The sequence below is a fragment of the Pseudomonas monachiensis genome, from assembly GCF_047345015.1.
Lineage (GTDB): Bacteria > Pseudomonadota > Gammaproteobacteria > Pseudomonadales > Pseudomonadaceae > Aquipseudomonas > Aquipseudomonas monachiensis.
Window position 1 is genome coordinate 3,495,168 of the sequence record NZ_CP178857.1, and the last position, 18,985, is coordinate 3,514,152.

18 protein-coding genes and 1 pseudogene are annotated in these 18,985 nt (G+C 59.4%); 9 read left to right on the forward strand and 10 right to left on the reverse strand.

Going from position 1 to position 18,985, the window contains the following annotated elements:
* Nucleotides 1–29: 29 nt before the first annotated feature.
* Both ACMDB8_RS15515 and ACMDB8_RS15520 read right to left on the reverse strand, forming a co-directional pair.
* Nucleotides 30–545 (reverse strand): hypothetical protein, encoded by a 516-nt coding sequence (locus tag ACMDB8_RS15515; RefSeq protein WP_409079604.1) that lies wholly within the window; start codon nt 543–545, stop codon nt 30–32.
* A 120-nt stretch (nt 546–665) separates the two neighbouring features.
* Nucleotides 666–1,154, reverse strand: coding sequence for an anti-virulence regulator CigR family protein (locus ACMDB8_RS15520; RefSeq protein WP_056727944.1), 489 nt, complete (start codon nt 1,152–1,154; stop codon nt 666–668).
* A gap of 449 nt (nt 1,155–1,603) precedes the next feature.
* Here ACMDB8_RS15520 and ACMDB8_RS15525 point away from each other — a divergent pair, with 449 nt between their 5' ends.
* Both ACMDB8_RS15525 and ACMDB8_RS15530 read left to right on the forward strand, forming a co-directional pair.
* Nucleotides 1,604–1,840 carry a hypothetical protein gene (locus ACMDB8_RS15525; RefSeq protein WP_056727946.1) on the forward strand — a complete coding sequence of 79 codons (237 nt, stop codon included), beginning with the start codon at nt 1,604–1,606 and terminating at the stop codon, nt 1,838–1,840.
* 190 nt (nt 1,841–2,030) lie between these two features.
* Nucleotides 2,031–2,768 carry a hypothetical protein gene (locus tag ACMDB8_RS15530; protein ID WP_056727948.1) on the forward strand — a complete coding sequence of 246 codons (738 nt, stop codon included), beginning with the start codon at nt 2,031–2,033 and terminating at the stop codon, nt 2,766–2,768.
* A gap of 33 nt (nt 2,769–2,801) precedes the next feature.
* Here ACMDB8_RS15530 and ACMDB8_RS15535 read toward each other — a convergent pair whose 3' ends face one another.
* Nucleotides 2,802–3,605 (reverse strand): hypothetical protein, encoded by an 804-nt coding sequence (locus ACMDB8_RS15535; RefSeq protein ID WP_056727950.1) that lies wholly within the window; start codon nt 3,603–3,605, stop codon nt 2,802–2,804.
* 632 nt (nt 3,606–4,237) lie between these two features.
* On the opposite strand from ACMDB8_RS15535, the gene ACMDB8_RS15540 reads away from it, so the two are divergent.
* Complete coding sequence (locus ACMDB8_RS15540) at nt 4,238–4,531, forward strand: hypothetical protein (RefSeq protein ID WP_056727952.1); 294 nt, start codon at nt 4,238–4,240, stop codon at nt 4,529–4,531.
* Nucleotides 4,532–4,667: 136 nt separating this feature from the next.
* Here ACMDB8_RS15540 and yecR read toward each other — a convergent pair whose 3' ends face one another.
* Entirely contained in the window at nt 4,668–5,138 is a 471-nt protein-coding gene (yecR, locus tag ACMDB8_RS15545; RefSeq protein WP_409078739.1) for a YecR family lipoprotein, read from the reverse strand.
* A gap of 341 nt (nt 5,139–5,479) precedes the next feature.
* On the opposite strand from yecR, the gene ACMDB8_RS15550 reads away from it, so the two are divergent.
* Complete coding sequence (locus ACMDB8_RS15550; protein WP_223542410.1) at nt 5,480–6,187, forward strand: CatB-related O-acetyltransferase; 708 nt, start codon at nt 5,480–5,482, stop codon at nt 6,185–6,187.
* Between the two features lie 128 nt (nt 6,188–6,315).
* Here the strand turns inward: ACMDB8_RS15550 and ACMDB8_RS15555 are convergent, their stop codons facing one another.
* From ACMDB8_RS15555 to ACMDB8_RS15570, 4 genes are all read right to left on the reverse strand, one after another.
* Nucleotides 6,316–6,864: a cupin domain-containing protein gene (locus ACMDB8_RS15555; protein ID WP_007975263.1), complete on the reverse strand. Its 549-nt coding sequence runs from the start codon at nt 6,862–6,864 to the stop codon at nt 6,316–6,318.
* A gap of 283 nt (nt 6,865–7,147) precedes the next feature.
* Nucleotides 7,148–8,446: an NAD(P)/FAD-dependent oxidoreductase gene (locus tag ACMDB8_RS15560; protein WP_056727956.1), complete on the reverse strand. Its 1,299-nt coding sequence runs from the start codon at nt 8,444–8,446 to the stop codon at nt 7,148–7,150.
* A 51-nt stretch (nt 8,447–8,497) separates the two neighbouring features.
* Nucleotides 8,498–9,988, reverse strand: coding sequence for an aldehyde dehydrogenase (locus ACMDB8_RS15565; RefSeq protein ID WP_409078738.1), 1,491 nt, complete (start codon nt 9,986–9,988; stop codon nt 8,498–8,500).
* 197 nt (nt 9,989–10,185) lie between these two features.
* Entirely contained in the window at nt 10,186–11,562 is a 1,377-nt protein-coding gene (locus tag ACMDB8_RS15570; RefSeq protein ID WP_056727960.1) for a glutamine synthetase family protein, read from the reverse strand.
* A 283-nt stretch (nt 11,563–11,845) separates the two neighbouring features.
* Here ACMDB8_RS15570 and ACMDB8_RS15575 point away from each other — a divergent pair, with 283 nt between their 5' ends.
* From ACMDB8_RS15575 to ACMDB8_RS15595, 5 genes are all read left to right on the forward strand, one after another.
* A complete protein-coding gene (locus ACMDB8_RS15575; protein WP_056727961.1) occupies nt 11,846–12,607 on the forward strand; it encodes a gamma-glutamyl-gamma-aminobutyrate hydrolase family protein in 762 nt (253 codons plus the stop codon).
* A gap of 366 nt (nt 12,608–12,973) precedes the next feature.
* Nucleotides 12,974–14,116 carry a polyamine ABC transporter ATP-binding protein gene (gene potA / locus ACMDB8_RS15580; protein ID WP_046042409.1) on the forward strand — a complete coding sequence of 381 codons (1,143 nt, stop codon included), beginning with the start codon at nt 12,974–12,976 and terminating at the stop codon, nt 14,114–14,116.
* On the forward strand, nt 14,113–15,027 hold the full coding sequence (locus ACMDB8_RS15585; protein ID WP_056727966.1) for an ABC transporter permease subunit: 915 nt from the start codon (nt 14,113–14,115) through the stop codon (nt 15,025–15,027). The genes potA and ACMDB8_RS15585 overlap by 4 nt, the downstream gene beginning before the upstream one ends.
* On the forward strand, nt 15,024–15,908 hold the full coding sequence (locus ACMDB8_RS15590) for an ABC transporter permease subunit (protein WP_056727968.1): 885 nt from the start codon (nt 15,024–15,026) through the stop codon (nt 15,906–15,908). Before ACMDB8_RS15585 ends, ACMDB8_RS15590 begins: the two co-directional genes overlap by 4 nt.
* 192 nt (nt 15,909–16,100) lie before the next feature.
* Nucleotides 16,101–17,198 carry a polyamine ABC transporter substrate-binding protein gene (locus ACMDB8_RS15595; protein WP_056727970.1) on the forward strand — a complete coding sequence of 366 codons (1,098 nt, stop codon included), beginning with the start codon at nt 16,101–16,103 and terminating at the stop codon, nt 17,196–17,198.
* A 781-nt stretch (nt 17,199–17,979) separates the two neighbouring features.
* Here the strand turns inward: ACMDB8_RS15595 and ACMDB8_RS15600 are convergent.
* Nucleotides 17,980–18,326, reverse strand: a pseudogene (locus tag ACMDB8_RS15600) (aldo/keto reductase); the annotation flags it as partial.
* Complete coding sequence (thpR, locus tag ACMDB8_RS15605) at nt 18,323–18,865, reverse strand: RNA 2',3'-cyclic phosphodiesterase (RefSeq protein WP_409078737.1); 543 nt, start codon at nt 18,863–18,865, stop codon at nt 18,323–18,325. The pseudogene ACMDB8_RS15600 and the gene thpR, both read right to left, overlap by 4 nt.
* Between the last annotated feature and the right edge of the window lie 120 nt (nt 18,866–18,985).

Here is an 18,985-nt window from a genome sequence, read left to right on the forward strand (position 1 = left end):
TTTTTAGAAACTGATCTGTCGCCGCGAACTCAATGGGTTTTTTTCGAGGTCGACAGCCCGGCTTTACTCAAGCCTTTGGTGTTGTGCTCACCCGGCGTCGAGGCCGAAATGGCCGTGGCCTTGGCGACGCCACGAGTATCCTTGGAATGGGCGATGCCCGAGGTCGTGCTGCCATGACCGCTGTCATCGTTGCGCGCACTGCCGTAGTGGTTCCCGCTCAGGCCATGGTCGCGCACGGATTTGCCAGCATGGTCGCTGTCCAGCCCGTTGCCGCGGCCGTTACTGCCGGAGTGGCCGGTACCGGCGTGTCCGCCACCCATGCCGCCGCCGTGACCTGCGCCGTTTCCGCCACCATTACCACCGCCGTTACCGCCGCCATTTCCACCGCCGCCACCGCCGCCGTTTCCGCCGCCACCGCCACCGCCACCGCCGTCCTTCGCGTATGCGGAGCCCATGATCGACAGGCCATCAGGCAGCAAAGGGGCGGCTGCAAGCATCATGGCGCATGACATTACAGCAACGAGACTCTTGTTTTTAAAAAGCATGATTGCTTCCATAGGAGGTTGATATCGCGTTAGGTATGACGCGATATCCCTCCAACAGTTCAAGTACCACGACAAACGGCTGGAGCACTTTGAATCAGCGGGAAGACTACCTTCCACACGTCAATCAAACGCACCGTCGAGAATCTCATAGACAAGCCCGGTGGCCAGCGCAACCAGGATCAGGTCCGTGCCGACTTGCTGCCATTCGTAGCCATCATAGTGGGGCAGCCTGCCGACGAGTCGGCCATCGAGTTTTTTGGCGATACCGGGTGGAAGCGGCTTGCCTCGGGCAAGGTTCTTCTGAATACCCGGTGGCAAGTCAGGCCCTGGGCTCCAGTAGCCCGTATTCACACCAATGATCTCGAGCACGCTGCCACGGTTGATGCTCGGGCCATTGCTCCAGTCCCCGCCGCCGCCGGAATTCTTGTTCTTGTTGCCATGACCACCCTGGTTGCCCTGGCCCTGGTTGCCCTGGCCCTTGTTGCCTTGGTTGCCATGGGTGACTTTCCCGCTACCCTGGCCATTACCGGGATCAGCCAGCGCCGTCACCGAGCCGCAGACCAGAGCCAAACAGGTAACAGCTGCAATCAATGATCGAGTCCTGAACATGATTCATTCCTTCGTCGTGGGGAATATTCCCTGAATATTTAGATGTTATAGACGAAGTTGGTTCCATCAAGTCACCAACCGCCAAACCGTCTACGCTCATCCGATCGAAGCCTTGCAGGCGTTTGCCGGAGGATGGGGCTTGTCAATTATAGGCATCTCACTGCGCTTGCTCATCACACAGCCCTGACATCCGAAAAACATGCCAGTACCAACGTGGCCGCCACTGCACTCATCAAGAACGCGTTGCGACGCTTCGACGTGAATCCACGCTTGATACGTCGCAGATACTTCAAAGCGTGGCGCTGTTTCCCGATTGTTACCTCAGCGGCGCAGTTGTCACTTCTGCGCCGCCGAACGGGCCAATAGAGTATGGCCGTCGGTGTGGAACAGGGTCGTCGACTTGTCGGCCCGCGCTTGCACCGATCCCCCCATCACGGAAGAGGTGAATCATGAGTTTCGTCAAAGTGGAAAAAAACCAGAGCAGCGCCCCGTCGGATGCCGACATGAAAAAAGCCATGTTCGAGGCGGGCGGCAAGCCGGACGAGGTCACCGGGACCAATGCCGCCCGCACCCTGACCTACACCGGCGTGGTCAATCACACGGTGTACGAGAACAAGCTGATCGAGATCGCCAAGGGCAAACGCACCAGCTGGAACTTCGTCTGGGCCGATGCCCGGGCCGCCTGAGGTCAAGGCGGGGCGGTCGATCGGCTGCCCCGCTGGCTCAGCCCCTGATACAACCCCGATACCCGCTTGTAACACCAAGACACTTAGCCGCCCTGCCCCTCGACCCTAGAGTGAAGCCGTCAATGGACTGCAGCGCCAAGCGCCAGCAGCCCATTATTTGCCCAACACACCACCAAGGAAGAGGGAAACCATGAGCAAATCAATCGCTGTCAGCCAACAGAGCCAGCAGCTTCACAATGATGTGCAAGAAGCCGTCAAGTCGATCATGGGTGCAACGCAACTGAAGGCGTCAGATTACGGCCGGGTACTGAGGTCGGCCCTGGCGGCTTCGCAAAAAACCGTCACCATCGAAATCGCCGCCGGAGACCTGACGCTGCTGAAGAAGTCCGGCTACAAGCTGTGCTTTGCCAAGAAGGTAGGTGACGCCGACTACAACGTGGTCTGGCAGTCCTATGACGCGTACCTGAGCAACAACGAGTTCAGCTGGACGCCGCAGTATCAGCTGTTCGCCTCCAACGTGTTCAAGGAAAACGTGCAAGTCAAAGTCTCGACCAACATCGTCAACATTGGCCTTGGGCAAACCTCGACACTTGATGAAAGCGGCCTGCTGAGCCCGGCGGTAACCGGTGGCCCGGACACTTCCCTGACTTTCGTGAACAACTACGCGCCGATTCATCCGGGGGTCAACCAGTTGTCCACCGGTATCGATGGCAATCAGGTCAGTACGCCAATCTACGTGGCCGTAAACCAGGTCGTCACCGGCAATACCGTGCTGACGCCGGTGGAAACCATCCTCGTGTGGTTCGAACAGAACGTACAGACCAGCACCATGTTCAGTACCTCACGCTCCAAGGCGATCGAAATCGACCTGACGTTCGATAACACCGCAGCTCGCCTTTACGAAGGCGGTCAGTGGAAAACCGTGTAACCGTCATGCCGGGGCAACCTTGCGGTTGCCCTTTCACTCCTCTTTGCCCGTCGTGGCGAAGTAGCCCGTCAGCGAGCGACAGATCGACTGCGCGAGGTCCTCCTGGGTGGCGATGCCATAGGGTCGATCACGATCGAACTGCGCCGACCAGCGAATCCGCCCCTGCGCCACATCCACCAGGCGCAATGACGCTCGCACCCGCGAAGGCTCGACCCGCACGCTGCCCTCCAGGCAATAGCTGTAACGCCCGCCACGCTTGAAGTCCGGTACCGGCTCGCTGTTGCGTGCCACCCGCATCAACACATGATTGGTCCCGGTCTGCGCCTGCTCGAACGACTCGAACAATCGGCAGCTCAACTCCTCGCACAAGCCCCGGGTAAAGTCATCGCCATCGCGGGTGAGGCAGGTAAACGGCTGGATCTGGACCACCGGATGGCGAGTGCCGACGCCCTTGGGCCGCAGCCGCTGATAGGTCAAGCGATAACACCCGGGTGGAATGCACAAACGCACCGAGTCCTGCTGGCCGTTGCCGGCGTAATGCGCTGCGAGCTTGCGCCGCAAGCGCCCCACCTGCACTCGCACCACCGGATCGTCGCCCGTGCAATACACTGCCGGGTCACGACGAAACACCGCGATGCCGATGGCGTGTTCGGTCAGCGGCGTTTTGCAAGCCTGAAGGTCGTGCTCGACCAGAAAGCGCAACAAACTGCCCATGCGCCTGGACTTGGCAAACAACGGGCTGACCAGCAACAGTGCCAGCACCCGCTCGATTTCTTCCCGATCGAGCGGCTCGGGAACCCCCGCCGCAGTCGGATCGGCCATGCTTTTGATCACCATCGCCTGCCTCCGTGCAGGTTGCCGACAGGAATGGATGTCGCACTCCGTGATAACCCTTGCAGCGTGAGCAGGAATGGGGCTCGGGCACTGCAACGACCAAGCGTAGCAGCCGTGTTGATATCGGCAGGCAATTGCGATGGTAGCAACCCGCCATCCGACGAACGTTCAATTTTGACGTCTGAATAATTTGTAGGAATTTACCCCCCGTGACGAGGGAGCTTGCTCCCGCTGGGCTGCGAAGCAGCCCTCATCCCTTGCAACTCATTTCCTCAGACACACCGCAGCGCCCGGTTTTACGGCGCCGGAGCCGCCGAGCGGGAGCAAGTTCCCTCGCCACAGGGGGCTTTTGGCGTCCTACAGGCCGGTTGCAGCCGTCGAAATCCATGCCTAATGTGCGCCGGTCGCTGACTTGAGTTGGCGATTGGGTTTCGCAGCCCTGTAGAAGAAGGAACACAGCTAAATGACAACTGTGGCAAAATTTGCCGCCGTTTCGTTTTATGGCGGCTGTGTGTGGGAGACCTTCGGGTCTGCCGGCTTGACTCTTCTCCGGTCTGCGAACCCGCACATAGCTGCCACCCATTTGTTTCGCAGCAAAAGGTGGCACTTCACGAACCTTTGAAGAGTTCTACCTTATGACAATGCAAAATCCGCCTCGCCGCTTCACCCCCATGAAACAAATCGCAACCAGCTACCCCGTCCTCCTCATCGACAGCGACGCCCCGCTGCGCGAACTCCACAACTGCGCCGCCGAACGTCTCAACGCCGTCCTGCAATACCTCAACCTCATGGCCTGCACCAGCCTCCCCGACTACGCCGAAAACGACATCAACACCGTCACCAACATTTCGCGGATTCTGCTTCAGGATGTGCGGGATGTGTTTGGGGTGATCGAGCAGCGAGGGTTTGAGGGGCCGAAGAAGCAGTGATATTTTTCAAGCACAAAAAACCCGCATTTCTGCGGGTTTTTGTTGCTCGCTCAAAATCTCACTTTTTGCTTTTCAACCGACGACCGCACTCAGACTAAAGAAATGAAACCGAGCAGCGGAAACGATATCGACTGAACTATTCAGCCATGATCGCCTGATATTCCTTCTGGTACTCAGCGTAAGGGAGCTTTTTGTCGATCAAAGCCTTCACTCGCGCTTCCTTGTACTGAGCAGGCGTCAGCATTCCAACCGGTACAGACGACTGCGAAGACGCTGAAGCCTGGTTTGGTGGTGTGATATTTCCAATGCATTGATACTTGACGATCATCTGCCCGGCGTTGCAATTACCCCAGCCATCTCTTGACTGACAATTCTGGGTTTGACCACCGAAGGGTTCTGCGCGCTCGTAACCCCACACCGCACATTTGCTGTTTGCAATCGACTCAGCCTGCTTGTAATCAACGACCGGAGTCTCGAAAGGTTTGAAGTCGTAAGCCATATCGATCGAGCCATCCGCTCGGCTCCCGCCGGTTGCGTAAAATTCTTTACGACTGGAACAACCCGTTACTACAACGGCCAACATGACCAGAAGAAGTAGCTTGCGCATGAGAAGAAATCCTTTTGAGGTGCAAGAAGCGCAATGATGGCAATACGCCTTCTCTCTGTCCACAAAAACGATTTCCGGATGGACGATCAACAACGACGGAAATTTGCGGCCAAACAATGATCGTTGAATCCCTGATCATAAACTCGCCGGTGTATTAGCAGCACATTGCTCACGACCCTCATCCGGCGCAGTTCCTGCACTGATCAGCGCCCGAGACGCACAAAAGCGGTTTTTTGAAAAACGTCTAAAAAATTCATCTCCCCCGCCGATTCATTTAGACTCGGCCGCTGGCTCATGGGGCCATGACCAAGCCCTATTACGGATATCCAAGACAGCCCGTCATGAAAAAAATAATCAGCTATTTGCGAAACAGTTACTGGAAAAGATGGATTCGCAAACACAAATGCAAAGTGGCGGGCGGTTTATTGTCACTGCACAAAAGAACGACACTGACCATTGAAGAAGGCGTGACGCTTGGGAATGTGGTCATAGAATCAAAAAAGCTGGAGATCGGCGCGCATACCTATATCCGCAGTGACTGCTTCCTTTCGGCGGTCTCCTCCATTGGCAGGTTTTGTTCCATTAGCAGCAGCTGTTTTATCGGCCAGCAAAAGAGCTCGCATCCGTTGGACTGGCTCAGTTCACATCCCTTTCAATATACCGACACGGCGCTGGTTTACGACCCGGAGGTTGCGGACATCACGATTGGGCATGACGTCTGGATCGGCCATAGCGCGATGATCCTGGAAGGCGTGACCATAGGCACCGGCGCAGTCATCGCAACCCGCGCCCTGGTTGCCCATGACGTGCCACCGTACGCCATTGTTGCCGGCACCCCGGCAAAAATTGTCAGGTATCGGCACACACCCGAGTTGATCGAGGCGCTGATCAACAGCCAGTGGTGGGATGTCGATGTCGAGGTACTCAAGACATTACCGCTCAATGATCCGCAAGCAACCTTGTCTCTGTTGGCCACCCTGCAGAAAGAAAACCGCGCCGACTACCAACAGATCGAGATAACCCGCAAAGGGTGCAGTGTTTCCTCTTGAGCAGCGGGAATGACCAGCGCTGCACTTCAAGATGCCAGGCAATAACCAGATTCGAGTGATAAAAAAACCCGCATCAGATGCGGGTTTTGACGGTTGGTTGCTGATGAACCCTGCCTGTAAAGCGGTTATCAGAAGTTCGCCGGTGTGTTGGCGCTGATGATTTCCGCCTCATCCGCCCCGATGTTGCGAAACCGGTGCGGCAAGGTCGTCGGGAAGTAATAGCCATCCCCGGCGTTGAGCACGCTCACCTGGCCATCCACGGTCAACTCCACGGTGCCCCGGGTCACCAACCCACACTCCTCGCCTTCGGAATGCACGATCGGCTCTTCGCCAGAGCTTGCACCCGGTGCGTATTGCTCGCGCAGCAAGCGCATCTGCCGGCTTGGCACGGACGCGCCGATCAGCAGCAGGCGCAGGCCATGGCGACCGAGGTCGGGCTGTTCGTTGGCACGGAAGACGTACTGGTGTTCGCGCGGTGGCTGATCGAAGGTGAAGAAGTCGGCCAGGGACATGGGGATGCCCTCCAGCAATTTCTTCAGGGAGCTGACGGAAGGACTGACCCGATTCTGTTCGATCAGGGAGATGGTTGCATTGGTGACGCCGCTACGCCGGGCCAGCTCGCGCTGGGACAGTTTGTAGCTTTCGCGTACTAATTTGAGTCGTGAGCCCGTGTCCATGACAGCCTTATGTGCGTGCTACTTAAGGGTAATGGGGGTGGAGTGCAGGCGCGGATCACGCCGTTTTCCGGTCCCGGAAACGTGAAAGGCGGCTATTAAATCACGTTTGTTCATAATGCTCAGCAGGTTCGATAAACGGCTGAAGAAAACAACCTGTTGGTGATATTTCTGAGTTAAGTCACAAGACCTGTGGGAGCAAGCTCGCTCCCACAGGGGACTTGGTGTTTCTGGTATTAAAAAGCCGGCGGCACCCTTTGGGGAGATGCCGTCGGCGAGGTAAAGCTTAGATGCCGAAACGGTCACGCAGCGAGTAGTACACGGCGCCCAGGGCGGTCAACGGCGCCGAGAAGGTGCGCCCGCCGATCATCGGCATGTGCGGCAGCGAGGCAAACGCATCGAAGCGCTCGGCGTCGCCACGGATCATTTCCGAGATCAGTTTGCCGGCCAGGTGCGAACAGGTCACGCCGTGGCCGCTGTAGCCCTGCATGTAGTAGGCGTTCTTCTCGATACGGCCGAATTGCGGCATGCGCGACATGGTCAGCAGGAAGTTGCCGGTCCAGCGGTAATCGATCTTCACGTCCTTCAATTGCGGGAAGGTCTTGAGGATCTTCGGGCGGATCAGTTGGTCGATGTCGTCCGGCTCGCGCGCACCGTAGACCACGCCACCACCGTACAGCAGGCGGTTGTCGGCGGTCAGGCGGTAGTAGTCGAGCAGGTAGTTGCAGTCTTCGACGCAGTAGTTGTTCTTGATCAGGCTGCGGGCCTGCTGCTGCGACAACGGCTCGGTGACGACGATCTGCGAACCGCACGGCATGCTCTTGCTGGTCACGCGGTTGTCCAGGCCCTGCGGCAGGTAGGCGTTACCGGCGATCAGCAGGTACTTGGCCTTGACCACGCCTTTTGCCGTGCGCACGGTGATGGGCTCGCCGTAGGTGATTTCCACCGCCGCCGATTGCTCGTAGATCTTGCCGCCCAGGCCGATGATGGCCGAAGCCTCGCCGAGTGCCAGGTTCAGCGGGTGAATGTGGCCGCCCTGCATGTCCAGCAGGCCGCCGACATAGGCTTCGGAACCGACTTCGCGCTTGATGTCGGCCGCGTCGAGCATTTTCAGGTTCTTGTTGCCGTAGCGTTCCCAGCTCTTCTTCTGCTCGGCCAGGCCCTTGAGTTGTTTCTTGTTCATCGCCGCGAAGATACCGCCTGGGCGGTAGTCGCACTGGATGTCGTAGTGCTGTATGCGCTGACGGATGATGTCGGCGCCTTCGAAAATCATGCTGCCGAGGATTTCGGCAGTCTTGTCGCCGTAGCGCTCTTCGATGACATCGACGTCGCGGCTGTAGGAGTTGACCAGCTGGCCGCCGTTGCGACCGCTGGCGCCGAAGCCGACCTTGGCTGCTTCGAGCACGGTCACGCTGTAGCCCGCTTCAGCGAGGAACAGGGCCGAGGACAGGCCGGTGTAGCCGGCGCCGATCACGCAGACGTCGCAGTCCACCGCCCCTTCCAGCACCGGGAAATCGCCGGTGAAGTTGCGGGTGGCGGCGTAGTAGCTGTTTACATGCTGTTGTGTTGAAGAGTTCTGTTTCATACGTTTCTCCGATGGCCGCCGACAGAGCCGGCGACCGTCGCTTTATTGTTATCAGAGCTTGATCCAGGTCGCTTTGAGTTCGGTGTACTTGTCGAACGCGTGCAGCGATTTGTCCCGACCGTTACCCGACTGCTTGAACCCGCCGAACGGCGCGGTCATGTCGCCGCCGTCGTACTGGTTGACCCAGACGCTGCCGGCACGCAGGCCACGGGCGAAGGTGTGGGCCTTGCTCAGGTTGCTGGTCCACACGCCGGCGGCCAGGCCGAAGATGCTGTCGTTGGCAATTGCCAGGGCTTCTTCAGCAGTGTCGAAGGTGATGACCGACAGCACCGGGCCGAAGATTTCTTCCCGGGCAATAGTCATGGCGTTGGTCACGCCGTCGAAAATCGTCGGTTCCACGTACTGGCCACCGGTGTCTTCGAGGGTGCGGCTGCCGCCCGCGATCAGTTCGGCGCCCTGCTCTTTGCCGATGCCGATGTAGCGCAGCACGTTGTCCAGTTGACGCTGGTCCACGACCGCGCCGACGGTGGTCGCAGGATCGAGGGCGTGGCCCGGTTTCCAGGCTTGCAGGGCTTCCACCAGCAATGGAATGAACTGCTCGCGGATCGAACGCTCCACCAGCAGGCGCGAACCGGCGGTGCAGACTTCGCCCTGGTTGAAAGCAATGGCACCGGCCGCGGCTTGTGCGGCGACGCGCAGGTCCGGCGCATCGGCGAACACCACGTTGGCGCTCTTGCCCCCGGCTTCGGCCCAGACGCGTTTCATGTTGCTTTGCCCAGCGTAGATCATCAGTTGCTTGGCGATCGCCGTGGAGCCGGTGAAGGCCAGCACGTCGACGTCCATGTGTAACGCCAGCGCCTTGCCCACGGTGTGGCCGTAGCCCGGCAGGACGTTGAACACGCCTTTGGGGATGCCGGCATCCAGCGCCAGTTGCGCGATGCGGATCGCGGTCAGCGGGGACTTTTCCGAAGGTTTGAGGATGAACGAGTTGCCCATCGCCAGGGCCGGGGCGAATTTCCAGCTGGCCATGATCAGCGGGAAGTTCCACGGCACGATGGCCGCGACCACACCGACTGCTTCGCGGGTCACCAGGCCAAGCTGATCCTGGGGCGTGGCGGCGACTTCGTCGTAGATCTTGTCGATGGCTTCGGCGGTCCAGCGGATCGCGTTGGCGGTCGCCGGAATATCGATGCTCATGGAGTCGCTGATCGGCTTGCCCATGTCGAGGGTTTCGAGCAGGGCCAGTTCTTCCTGGTTGGCCAGGATCAGATCGGCGAAACGGATCAGGATGCGCTTGCGCTCGGCCGGGGCCAGGTTGGCCCACACGCCGGATTCGAAGGTGCGACGCGCCACGGCGACCGCCGCATTGGCGTCGGCTTCGTCGGTGCCGGCGACGTTCGCCAGGAAACGACCGTCCACGGGGCTGATGCATTCGAACGTGGCGCCACTGGCGGCCGCGCAGTATTGGCCGTCAATGAATGCGCGACCTTCAATAGAGAGGGACTGGAAGCGTTGCTCCCAATCGCTGCGAGTGTTTGTCATGGTTGTGACTCGACGCAGGGGAATAGGTGATCGTCGGGCCGAATGCCCTCAATCAAAAACTTGAAACCCGATCCCTGTAGGAGCTGCCGAAGGCTGCGATCTTTTGATCTTAAAAGCAAAAGTCAAAAGATCGCAGCCTTCGGCAGCTCCTACAGGGGTAGTCACCCGCCATCAAGGGTGTGGCGGGTAGCTGCCAATCAGACCGTGTGCAAGTACCAGTTGTACTCAAGGTCCGAGATGGAGTTCTCGAACTCGGCCAGCTCGCTTTCCTTGCACGCCACGAACACGTCGATGTACATCGGGTCGATGTAGCGCGCCATGACTTCGCTGTCGTCCAGCTCGCGCAGGGCGTCGCGCAGGTTGTTCGGCAGGCTCTGCTCGTTCTGCTCGTAGCTGTTGCCTTCCACCGGGGCGCCCGGCTCGATCTGGTTGGTCAGGCCGTGGTGCACGCCGGCCAGCACCGAAGCCATCAACAGGTACGGGTTGGCATCGGCGCCCGCTACGCGGTGTTCGATGCGCACCGAGTCCGGCGAACCGGTCGGTACACGCACGGCCACGGTGCGGTTGTCGATGCCCCAGCTCGGCGAGTTCGGCACGTAGAACTGAGCGCCGAAACGACGGTACGAGTTGACGTTCGGGCAAAGGAACGCCATCTGCGCCGGCAGGGTCTCGAGCACACCGCCGATCGCGTGTCGCAGCGCGGCGTTCTGCTCGGGATCCTCGCTGGCAAAGATGTTGTTGCCTTCTTTGTCGAGAATCGAAATGTGCACGTGCAGACCGTTACCTGCCTGGCCCGGATACGGCTTGGCCATGAAGGTGGTGTCCATCTCGTGGTCGTAGGCGATGTTCTTCACCAGACGCTTGAGCAGGACGGCGTAGTCGCACGCCTTGATTGGGTCAGCCACGTGATGCAGGTTCACTTCGAATTGCGCCGGGGCGCTTTCCTTGACGATGGCGTCAGCCGGGATGCCCTGCTCTTTCGCGCCTTCGAGGATGTCTTGCAGGCAGTCGACGTATTCGTCGAGGTCGTCGATCAGGTACACCTGGGTCGACATCGGACGCTTGCCGGAAACCGGCGAACGCGGCGATTGCGGACGACCGTTCACGTTGTCCTGGTCGATCAGGTAGAACTCCAGCTCGAACGCGGCGCAGATGGTCAGGCCCAGGTCGTCGAACTTGCGCACGATATTGGCCAGTACTTCACGCGGGTCGGCGAAGAACGGCTGGCCTTCGATTTCGTGCATGGTCATCAGCAGTTGCGCGGTCGGGCGCTTCTGCCATGGCTCGATGCTGAGGGTGCCGGGGATCGGGTAGCAGATCCGGTCGGCATCGCCGATGTCCAGACCCAGGCCGGTGCTTTCCACCGTGGAACCATTGATGTCCAGAGCGAACAGAGACGCCGGCAGGTTGATGCCTTTCTCGTAAACCTTATGAAGACTGGTGCGTTCGATGCGCTTACCGCGCACCACACCGTTCATATCCGCAATCAGAAGGTCGACGTACAAAACCTCAGGATATTTCTTAAGGAATGCGTTTGCTTCGTTGAGTTGAACGGTACGCAGAGGGACCGACATGATGCACCTATTTTTTACTGTTAATTATTATGTTCACCGCCCTTTCACGAGCCCAGTCAATCCGAAAGGCAAAGTGAAGTCAATAGCGAACACCTGGCCTTTCAACGTTTATTTTCGGGCCTCTCAGGGGGACGAGAGTGCCAGATACGCCCTCAAACACGCGTAAATCCTGAAGATCGGACGTGCGGCGTTTAGAATTTTTTACATGAGAGTTGTTAATTAAAATCAACAAGGCTAAGCTCCGGAAAAGCTCGTTCAAGTGTGAAACTTCGAGGTGATAAAAATGGCATTCAAGCCATTGATCGGCGTTACTGCATGCGTCAAACAGATTGGCCTGCACCCCTACCACATCAGCGGTGACAAGTACTTGCGTGCTGTCAGCGTTGCCGCGCTGGGGCTGCCTGTCGTTATTCCTTCCTTAGGCGACCTGACCGACATCGAGGACCTGCTGCCGCAGCTCGACGGTCTGTTGCTGACCGGCTCGCCGTCGAACGTGGAACCCTTCCACTATCAAGGCCCCGACAGCGCCCCCGGCACGGATCACGATCCGGCGCGGGATGCCACCACCCTTCCGCTGATCCGCGCCGCTATTGCAGCGGGCGTGCCGGTGCTCGGCATCTGCCGTGGCTTCCAGGAAATGAACGTGGCGTTCGGCGGCAGCCTGCATCAGAAGGTCCATGAGCTCCCGGGCTTGCTCGACCATCGCGAGGCCGACCATCCGGACCTGGCCGTGCAATACGCTCCCGCTCACGGGGTGAATGTGCAGCCGGGCGGTGTGTTCGAAGCGCTGGACCTGCCTGCGGTGTTCCAGGTCAACTCGATTCACAGCCAGGGCATCGACCGCCTCGCTCCCGGCCTGCGCGCCGAAGCCGTCGCGCCCGATGGCCTGATCGAGGCGATCTCGGTCGAGAACAGCAAGGCCTTTGCCCTCGGCGTGCAATGGCACCCGGAATGGCAGGTGCTGAGCAACCCTCCTTATCTGAGTATTTTCCAGGCGTTCGGCGAAGCCTGCCGGCAACGGGCGGCGCTGCGTCACTCGAGCTGACGAACTGATACCCACATTCAACGATTAACTGCCCAACGCGAGCGGGCAGGCGCTTTTGCGTGCCCCGCTCGCGAAAACAACACACTGCAATAACAACAAGTACGACCAGGCAGCCAGGATGGCGGCGCCGAATAAACCCGAGCGGTATGGGTGAGTTCGATCAGCAAACGCAAATCCCTGTGGGAGCGAGCTTGCTCGCGATAGCGATGTGTCAGGTGACATCAATGTCGATTGTGCCGGCCTCATCGCGAGCAAGCTCGCTCCCACAGGGTCTGCGTTCTGACCGAAGTCCCCGATACGGGTTTGCAATCCACTATTAAGCCGGGCCGTGTTGGCCGGGCGACTGAAACCTGTTGGGAGTTTCACATGGCAAACGCCTCCAGCATCTACAGGAAGGCTCTTGAGGGTCACCAGGCACCGAAAAAGGTGTTGGTGAAAATCGATCGCGTCACCAAGAAGTTCGACGAAACCACCGCCGTGGACGATGTGTCCCTGGAAATCCACCAGGGCGAAATCTTCGCCCTGCTCGGTGGTTCCGGTTCCGGCAAATCGACCCTGCTGCGCATGCTCGCCGGTTTCGAGCGCCCGACCGAGGGCCGGATTCTGCTCGACGGCGTCGACATCACCGACATGCCGCCGTACGAACGACCGATCAACATGATGTTCCAGTCCTACGCGCTGTTCCCGCACATGACGGTGGCGCAGAACATCGCCTTCGGCCTCAAGCAGGACCGTTTGCCAGCGGCCGAAATCGACGCCCGGGTGCAGGAGATGCTGCGCCTGGTGCACATGACCCAGTACGCCAAGCGCAAGCCGCACCAGCTGTCCGGCGGCCAGCGTCAGCGCGTGGCCCTGGCCCGTTCCCTGGCCAAACGCCCGAAGCTGCTGCTGCTCGACGAACCGATGGGCGCCCTGGATAAAAAGCTGCGCTCGCAAATGCAGCTTGAACTTGTCGAGATCATCGAGCGCGTGGGCGTGACTTGCGTGATGGTGACCCACGACCAGGAAGAAGCCATGACCATGGCCCAGCGCATCGCGATCATGCACCTGGGCTGGATCGCCCAGATCGGCAGCCCGGTGGACATTTATGAAGCACCGGTCAGCCGCATGGTCTGCGAATTCATCGGCAACGTGAACGCCTTCGACGGCACCGTGGTCGAGGACCTGGAAGGTCACGCGATCATCCACAGCCCGGACTTGGAGCAGAAGATCTACGTCGGTCATGGCGTCAGCACGTCGGTGCAGGACAAGTCGATCACCTATGCGATCCGCCCGGAAAAACTGCTGGTCAGCACCGTCAAGCCGGAGAACCGCTACAACTGGTCCGCCGGCAAGGTGCATGACATCGCCTACCTCGGTGGCCACTCGGTGTTCTACGTCGAGCTGCCCGGGGGCAAGATCGTCCAGTCGTTCATGGCCAACGCCGAACGCCGTGGTGCGCGTCCGACCTGGGACGATCAGGTCTACGTGTGGTGGGAAGACGACAGCGGCGTGGTACTGCGCGCATGAAAACCTTCAATCAGCAATTCCTGAGGTGGGTCCCCAGCGGGCGCAAGTTCGTCATCGGGATTCCGTTCATCTGGCTGTTCCTGTTCTTCATGCTGCCGTTCTTTCTGGTGATGAAGATCAGCTTCTCGGAAGCGGCCCTGGCCATTCCGCCCTACTCGGAGATCTACACCTACGCCGAGCAGAAATTCCAGCTGTTGCTCAACATCGGCAACTACACCCTGCTGGGCGAGGATGAGCTGTACCTGTCCGCCTACCTGGGGTCGTTGAAGGTGGCGTTTTTCAGCACCGTGATGTGCCTGGTGATCGGTTTCCCGATGGCCTACGCCATCACCAAGGCCAGCAAGGAAGCGCAGAACGTGCTGATGCTGCTGATCATGATGCCGACCTGGACCGCGATCCTGATTCGCGTTTATGCGTGGATGGGCATCCTCAGCAACAACGGCCTGCTCAATGGCTTCCTGATGTGGACCGGGCTGACGTCACACCCGATCGAGATCCTCAACACCAACATCGCCGTCTACATCGGCGTGGTGTATGCGTATCTGCCGTTCATGGTGCTGCCGCTGTACGCCAACCTGGTCAAGCATGACCAGAGCCTGCTGGAAGCGGCATCGGACCTGGGTTCGAGCACCTTCAACAGCTTCTGGAAAATCACCGTGCCGCTGGCCAAGAACGGCATCATCGCCGGTTGCATGCTGGTGTTCATTCCGGTGGTCGGTGAGTTCGTGATTCCGGAACTGCTGGGCGGCCCGGAAACCCTGATGATCGGCCGTGTGTTGTGGCAAGAGTTCTTCAACAACCGCGACTGGCCGGTGGCGTCCGCCCTGGCGGTGGTGATGCTGTTGATCCTGATTGTGCCGATTCTGCTGTTCAACCGCAGCCAGGCCAAAGAGATGGAGGCACGGGGATGAAACGCTTCGGATTTTCAAAGTTCATGCTGATTTTCGGCCTGTCGTTTATCTACCTGCCGATGCTGATCCTGGTGATCTACTCGTTCAACGCCTCCAAGCTGGTGACGGTGTGGGGTGGCTGGTCGTTCAAGTGGTACGCCGGTCTGCTCGACAACAGCCAGTTGATGGGCTCTGTGTTGCGCTCGCTGGAAATCGCCTGCTACACCGCGATTGCGGCAGTCGCACTCGGGACGCTGGCCGCGTTCGTCCTGACCCGCGTTACCCGCTTCAAGGGTCGCACGCTGTTCGGTGGCCTGGTCACCGCGCCGCTGGTGATGCCTGAAGTGATCACCGGTCTGTCGCTGTTGCTGCTGTTCGTGGCCATGGCGCAGTTGATCGGCTGGCCGATGGAGCGTGGCATCGTCACCATCTGGATCGCCCACACCACGTTTTGTGCCGCTTATGTGGCGGTGGTAGTCTCCGCCCGCCTTCGCGAACTGGACCTGTCCATCGAAGAAGCGGCCATGGATCTGGGTGCGAAGCCGTTCAAGGTGTTTTTCCTGATCACCATTCCGATGATCGCGCCGTCACTGGCGGCCGGCGGCATGATGTCGTTCGCCCTGTCGCTCGATGACCTGGTGCTGGCGAGCTTCGTGTCCGGCCCGGGCTCCACGACCCTGCCGATGGAAGTGTTCTCGGCGGTGCGCCTTGGGGTCAAGCCCGAGATCAACGCCGTGGCCAGCCTGATCCTGTTGGCCGTGTCGATCGTGACCTTCATGGTCTGGTACTTCAGCCGCCGCGCCGAAGCCACCCGCAAGCGCGCGATCCAGGAAGCCATGGACCAGACCGCCAGCGAATCCTGGCAGCAGCCTGAAAAGAAAATGGCGGGAGCGACAGCTTAATGTAGGAGCTGCCGCAGGCTGCGATCTTTTGATCTTGCCTTCAAAAGATCGCAGCCTCGTTGCACTCGACAGCTCCTACACAGCTCCTACACAGCGCCTACAGGATGATGGGTACCCTCCCTCGTCACAGGTTTTATGTTGATTGCAATTTTGCTTTGTGTTTTTGAATAAAAAAGAAATGGAGTTGTACCGATGAAAATGTTTGGCAGGACTCTGCTGACACTGTCCTTATTGGGCGCAATCGCCACTGGTGCCCAGGCCAATGACAAGGTTCTGCGCGTCTATAACTGGTCGGATTACATTGGCCCGGATACCGTCAAGAAGTTCGAGGACGAGACTGGCATCCAGGTGACCTACGATGTCTTCGACAGCAACGAAACCCTTGAGGCACGCCTGCTGGCAGGCAAGTCCGGCTACGACATCGTCGTGCCGTCCAACAGCTTCCTGGCCAAGCAGATCAAGGCCGGCGTCTATCAGGAACTGGACAAGACGAAGCTGTCGAACTGGAAAAACCTCAACCCGGTGCTGCTGAAAAACGCCTCCGCCAGCGATCCCGATAACGCCCACGCCATCCCGTACATGTGGGGCTCGATCGGCATCGGTTTCAACCCGCAGAAGGTCAGGGAAGTGCTCGGCGCCAACGCCCCGACCAACTCCTGGGACCTGCTGTTCAAACCGGAAAACGCCGAGAAGCTCAAAGCCTGCGGCATCAGTTTCCTCGATTCGCCGACTGAAATGATCCCGACCGCCCTGCACTACCTGGGCTACCCGGTGAACGATCAGGACAAACAGCACATCGCCGAAGCCGAGGCGCTGTTCATGAAGATTCGCCCGAACGTGGCGTACTTCCATTCCTCGAAATACATCTCCGACCTGGCCAACGGCAACATTTGCGTGGCCGTCGGTTACTCCGGCGACGTGCTGCAGGCCAAGGCCCGCGCCCAGGAAGCCGGGGACAAGGTGAAGATCGACTACAGCATCCCGAAAGAAGGCGCCGCCAGTTTCTACGACATGCTCGCCATTCCCCGCGATGCCGCCAACGTCGAGAATGCGTACCTGTTCATGAACTTCCTGATGCGCCCCGACGTGATTGCCGACATCACCAACAACATCGGCTACAGCAACGCCAACGCTGCGGCCACGCCACTGGTGGATGAAGCGATCCGCAACGATCCGGGCTCCTATCCGCCGGAAGCGGTGATGGCCACGCTCTATGCCGTGCCGGACCAGCCGATTGCCGTCCAGCGGATCATGACCCGGGGCTGGACCAAGGTGAAACTCGGCCAGTAATTCACCTGCTTTTGTAGGAGCTGCCGGAGGCTGCGATCTTTTGATCTTGAGAGTTCGTGCCGAAGCAAAATCAAAAGATCGCAGCCTCCGGCAGCTCCTACGGAGTGATGTGTTCGATCAAGTACGATGTTCAAACCTTTTCCGTTCACGCAGCGCCTTACCACCGCTGCCTCTCCTGCAAGTAGAACGGCCTCACCTGGCTCCCTCGGTTCAGGTGAATTTTGGCGCCCTCGGGCGCCTTTTTTATGGTTCTTCACGCAATTCCGGGGAACACCGATACCTGTAGGAAACGGCTTGCTGGCGATGGCGGCCTCCTGGCTGGAGTATTTTATTGGTGGTGTACATATTCATTTCTGCGGTAACGGCCTCCTATGGTTCCGCTTTTACAGCGGGTTACTTGGAAAAGCGCCAAGTAACCAAACGCTTTTGCCCCTTACGTTCGGTGCCTCGCCTAGGCTCGGCATCCCCTTGCTCCGGTCCTGCTCCGTGGGCCCGCCGCGATCGGCCATCCATGGCCGTACGCGGCTAACCCGGCATCCATGCCGGGTTGCCCACTGCGCAGAACCTGCGCTCGGCCTCTCGAGGGGGCGTGCACCGCAACAGCACCGCGAGGCGAGCTAACGCTCGACCTCGTTGTATGGTGGTGTACGCGTTCCCCTGTAGGAGCTGCCGAAGGCTGCGATCTTTTGATCTTGCTTTTGCGATCGGGAAATGGTCTGCCGGCCAAGGCCTGACGCGGTGTTGCACGGCCCGCCCGGTTCATCGAACGGGCCGGCAACCCTTAGCGGTCGAGCAGTTTCATGACTTCTTCCGGAAACGCAGGCCTGCGGTGGCATTGGCCGCAAAGATCGCTTCCAGCGCGTGCAGTTCTTCGCCACTCAGCGTCACCTCCAGTGCGGCCACGTTTTCTTCCAGGTATTTACGTTGCTTGGTGCCCGGAATCGGAATCAGGTAGTCACCCTGGGCCAGCACCCACGCCAGCGCCAGTTGGCCCGCCGTCACGCCTTTTTCTGCCGCCAGCGCTTGTACCTGTTGCACCAGCAGCAGGTTTTTCGCGACGTTTTCGCCCTGGAAGCGCGGGCTGAAACGACGATAATCGTCGGCCGCGAAATCATCCGGGCTTTTTATTGGGGGTCAATCAAAGGCCATTCGGCCAGCGCCCGATAACGGCCCTTGCGGGATTCGAACAGGGTGAACCGGTCGGCACGCAGGAAAAACTCCGGCGTCGTTGCGGACTCCGGTACCGGCGCCCGATAGTCCCGCGCCAGGGTCAGGTGCGGACGGTATTCCCTTGGGGCCTGCTCCAGGCCGAACGGCAACATCGCCTGTTCCAGGGCATACACCAGGCGCAGCAATGCCGGGGGCGCCTGCTGTGGCGCGAGCACCAGCGCGCCTGCCCTGCGCCACACGTCCAGCCGGTCCAGCACCACCGTCAAGCGCTCGCCCGGTGTACGGATCGCCGCCGCCGCGGTACAGACTTCGGCAATCTGCGCCACGCCCACCGCCCCCAGAAACTTCAGCGTCAGGTGAAAGTTTTCCGCCGGCACCGGCCGTCCGTTGCGCAGTTGCAATGCACTGCGCCATTGCGCTATCTCCCGGCGCTGGGCCGGGGCGCAGTTCAACGCAAAGAACAGACGCTTGAACGGCTCGCGGGATTCGTCGCTCATGCCGGGCACCTCCTGGGAAGACTGCCTGAGTGTACTCAACTCTCGAATGCCGGCCAGCGCATATGTGGCGCGGTGGGACATGCGCGTTATAGTTTCAGCATCCCGAAAAACCGGAGGGGG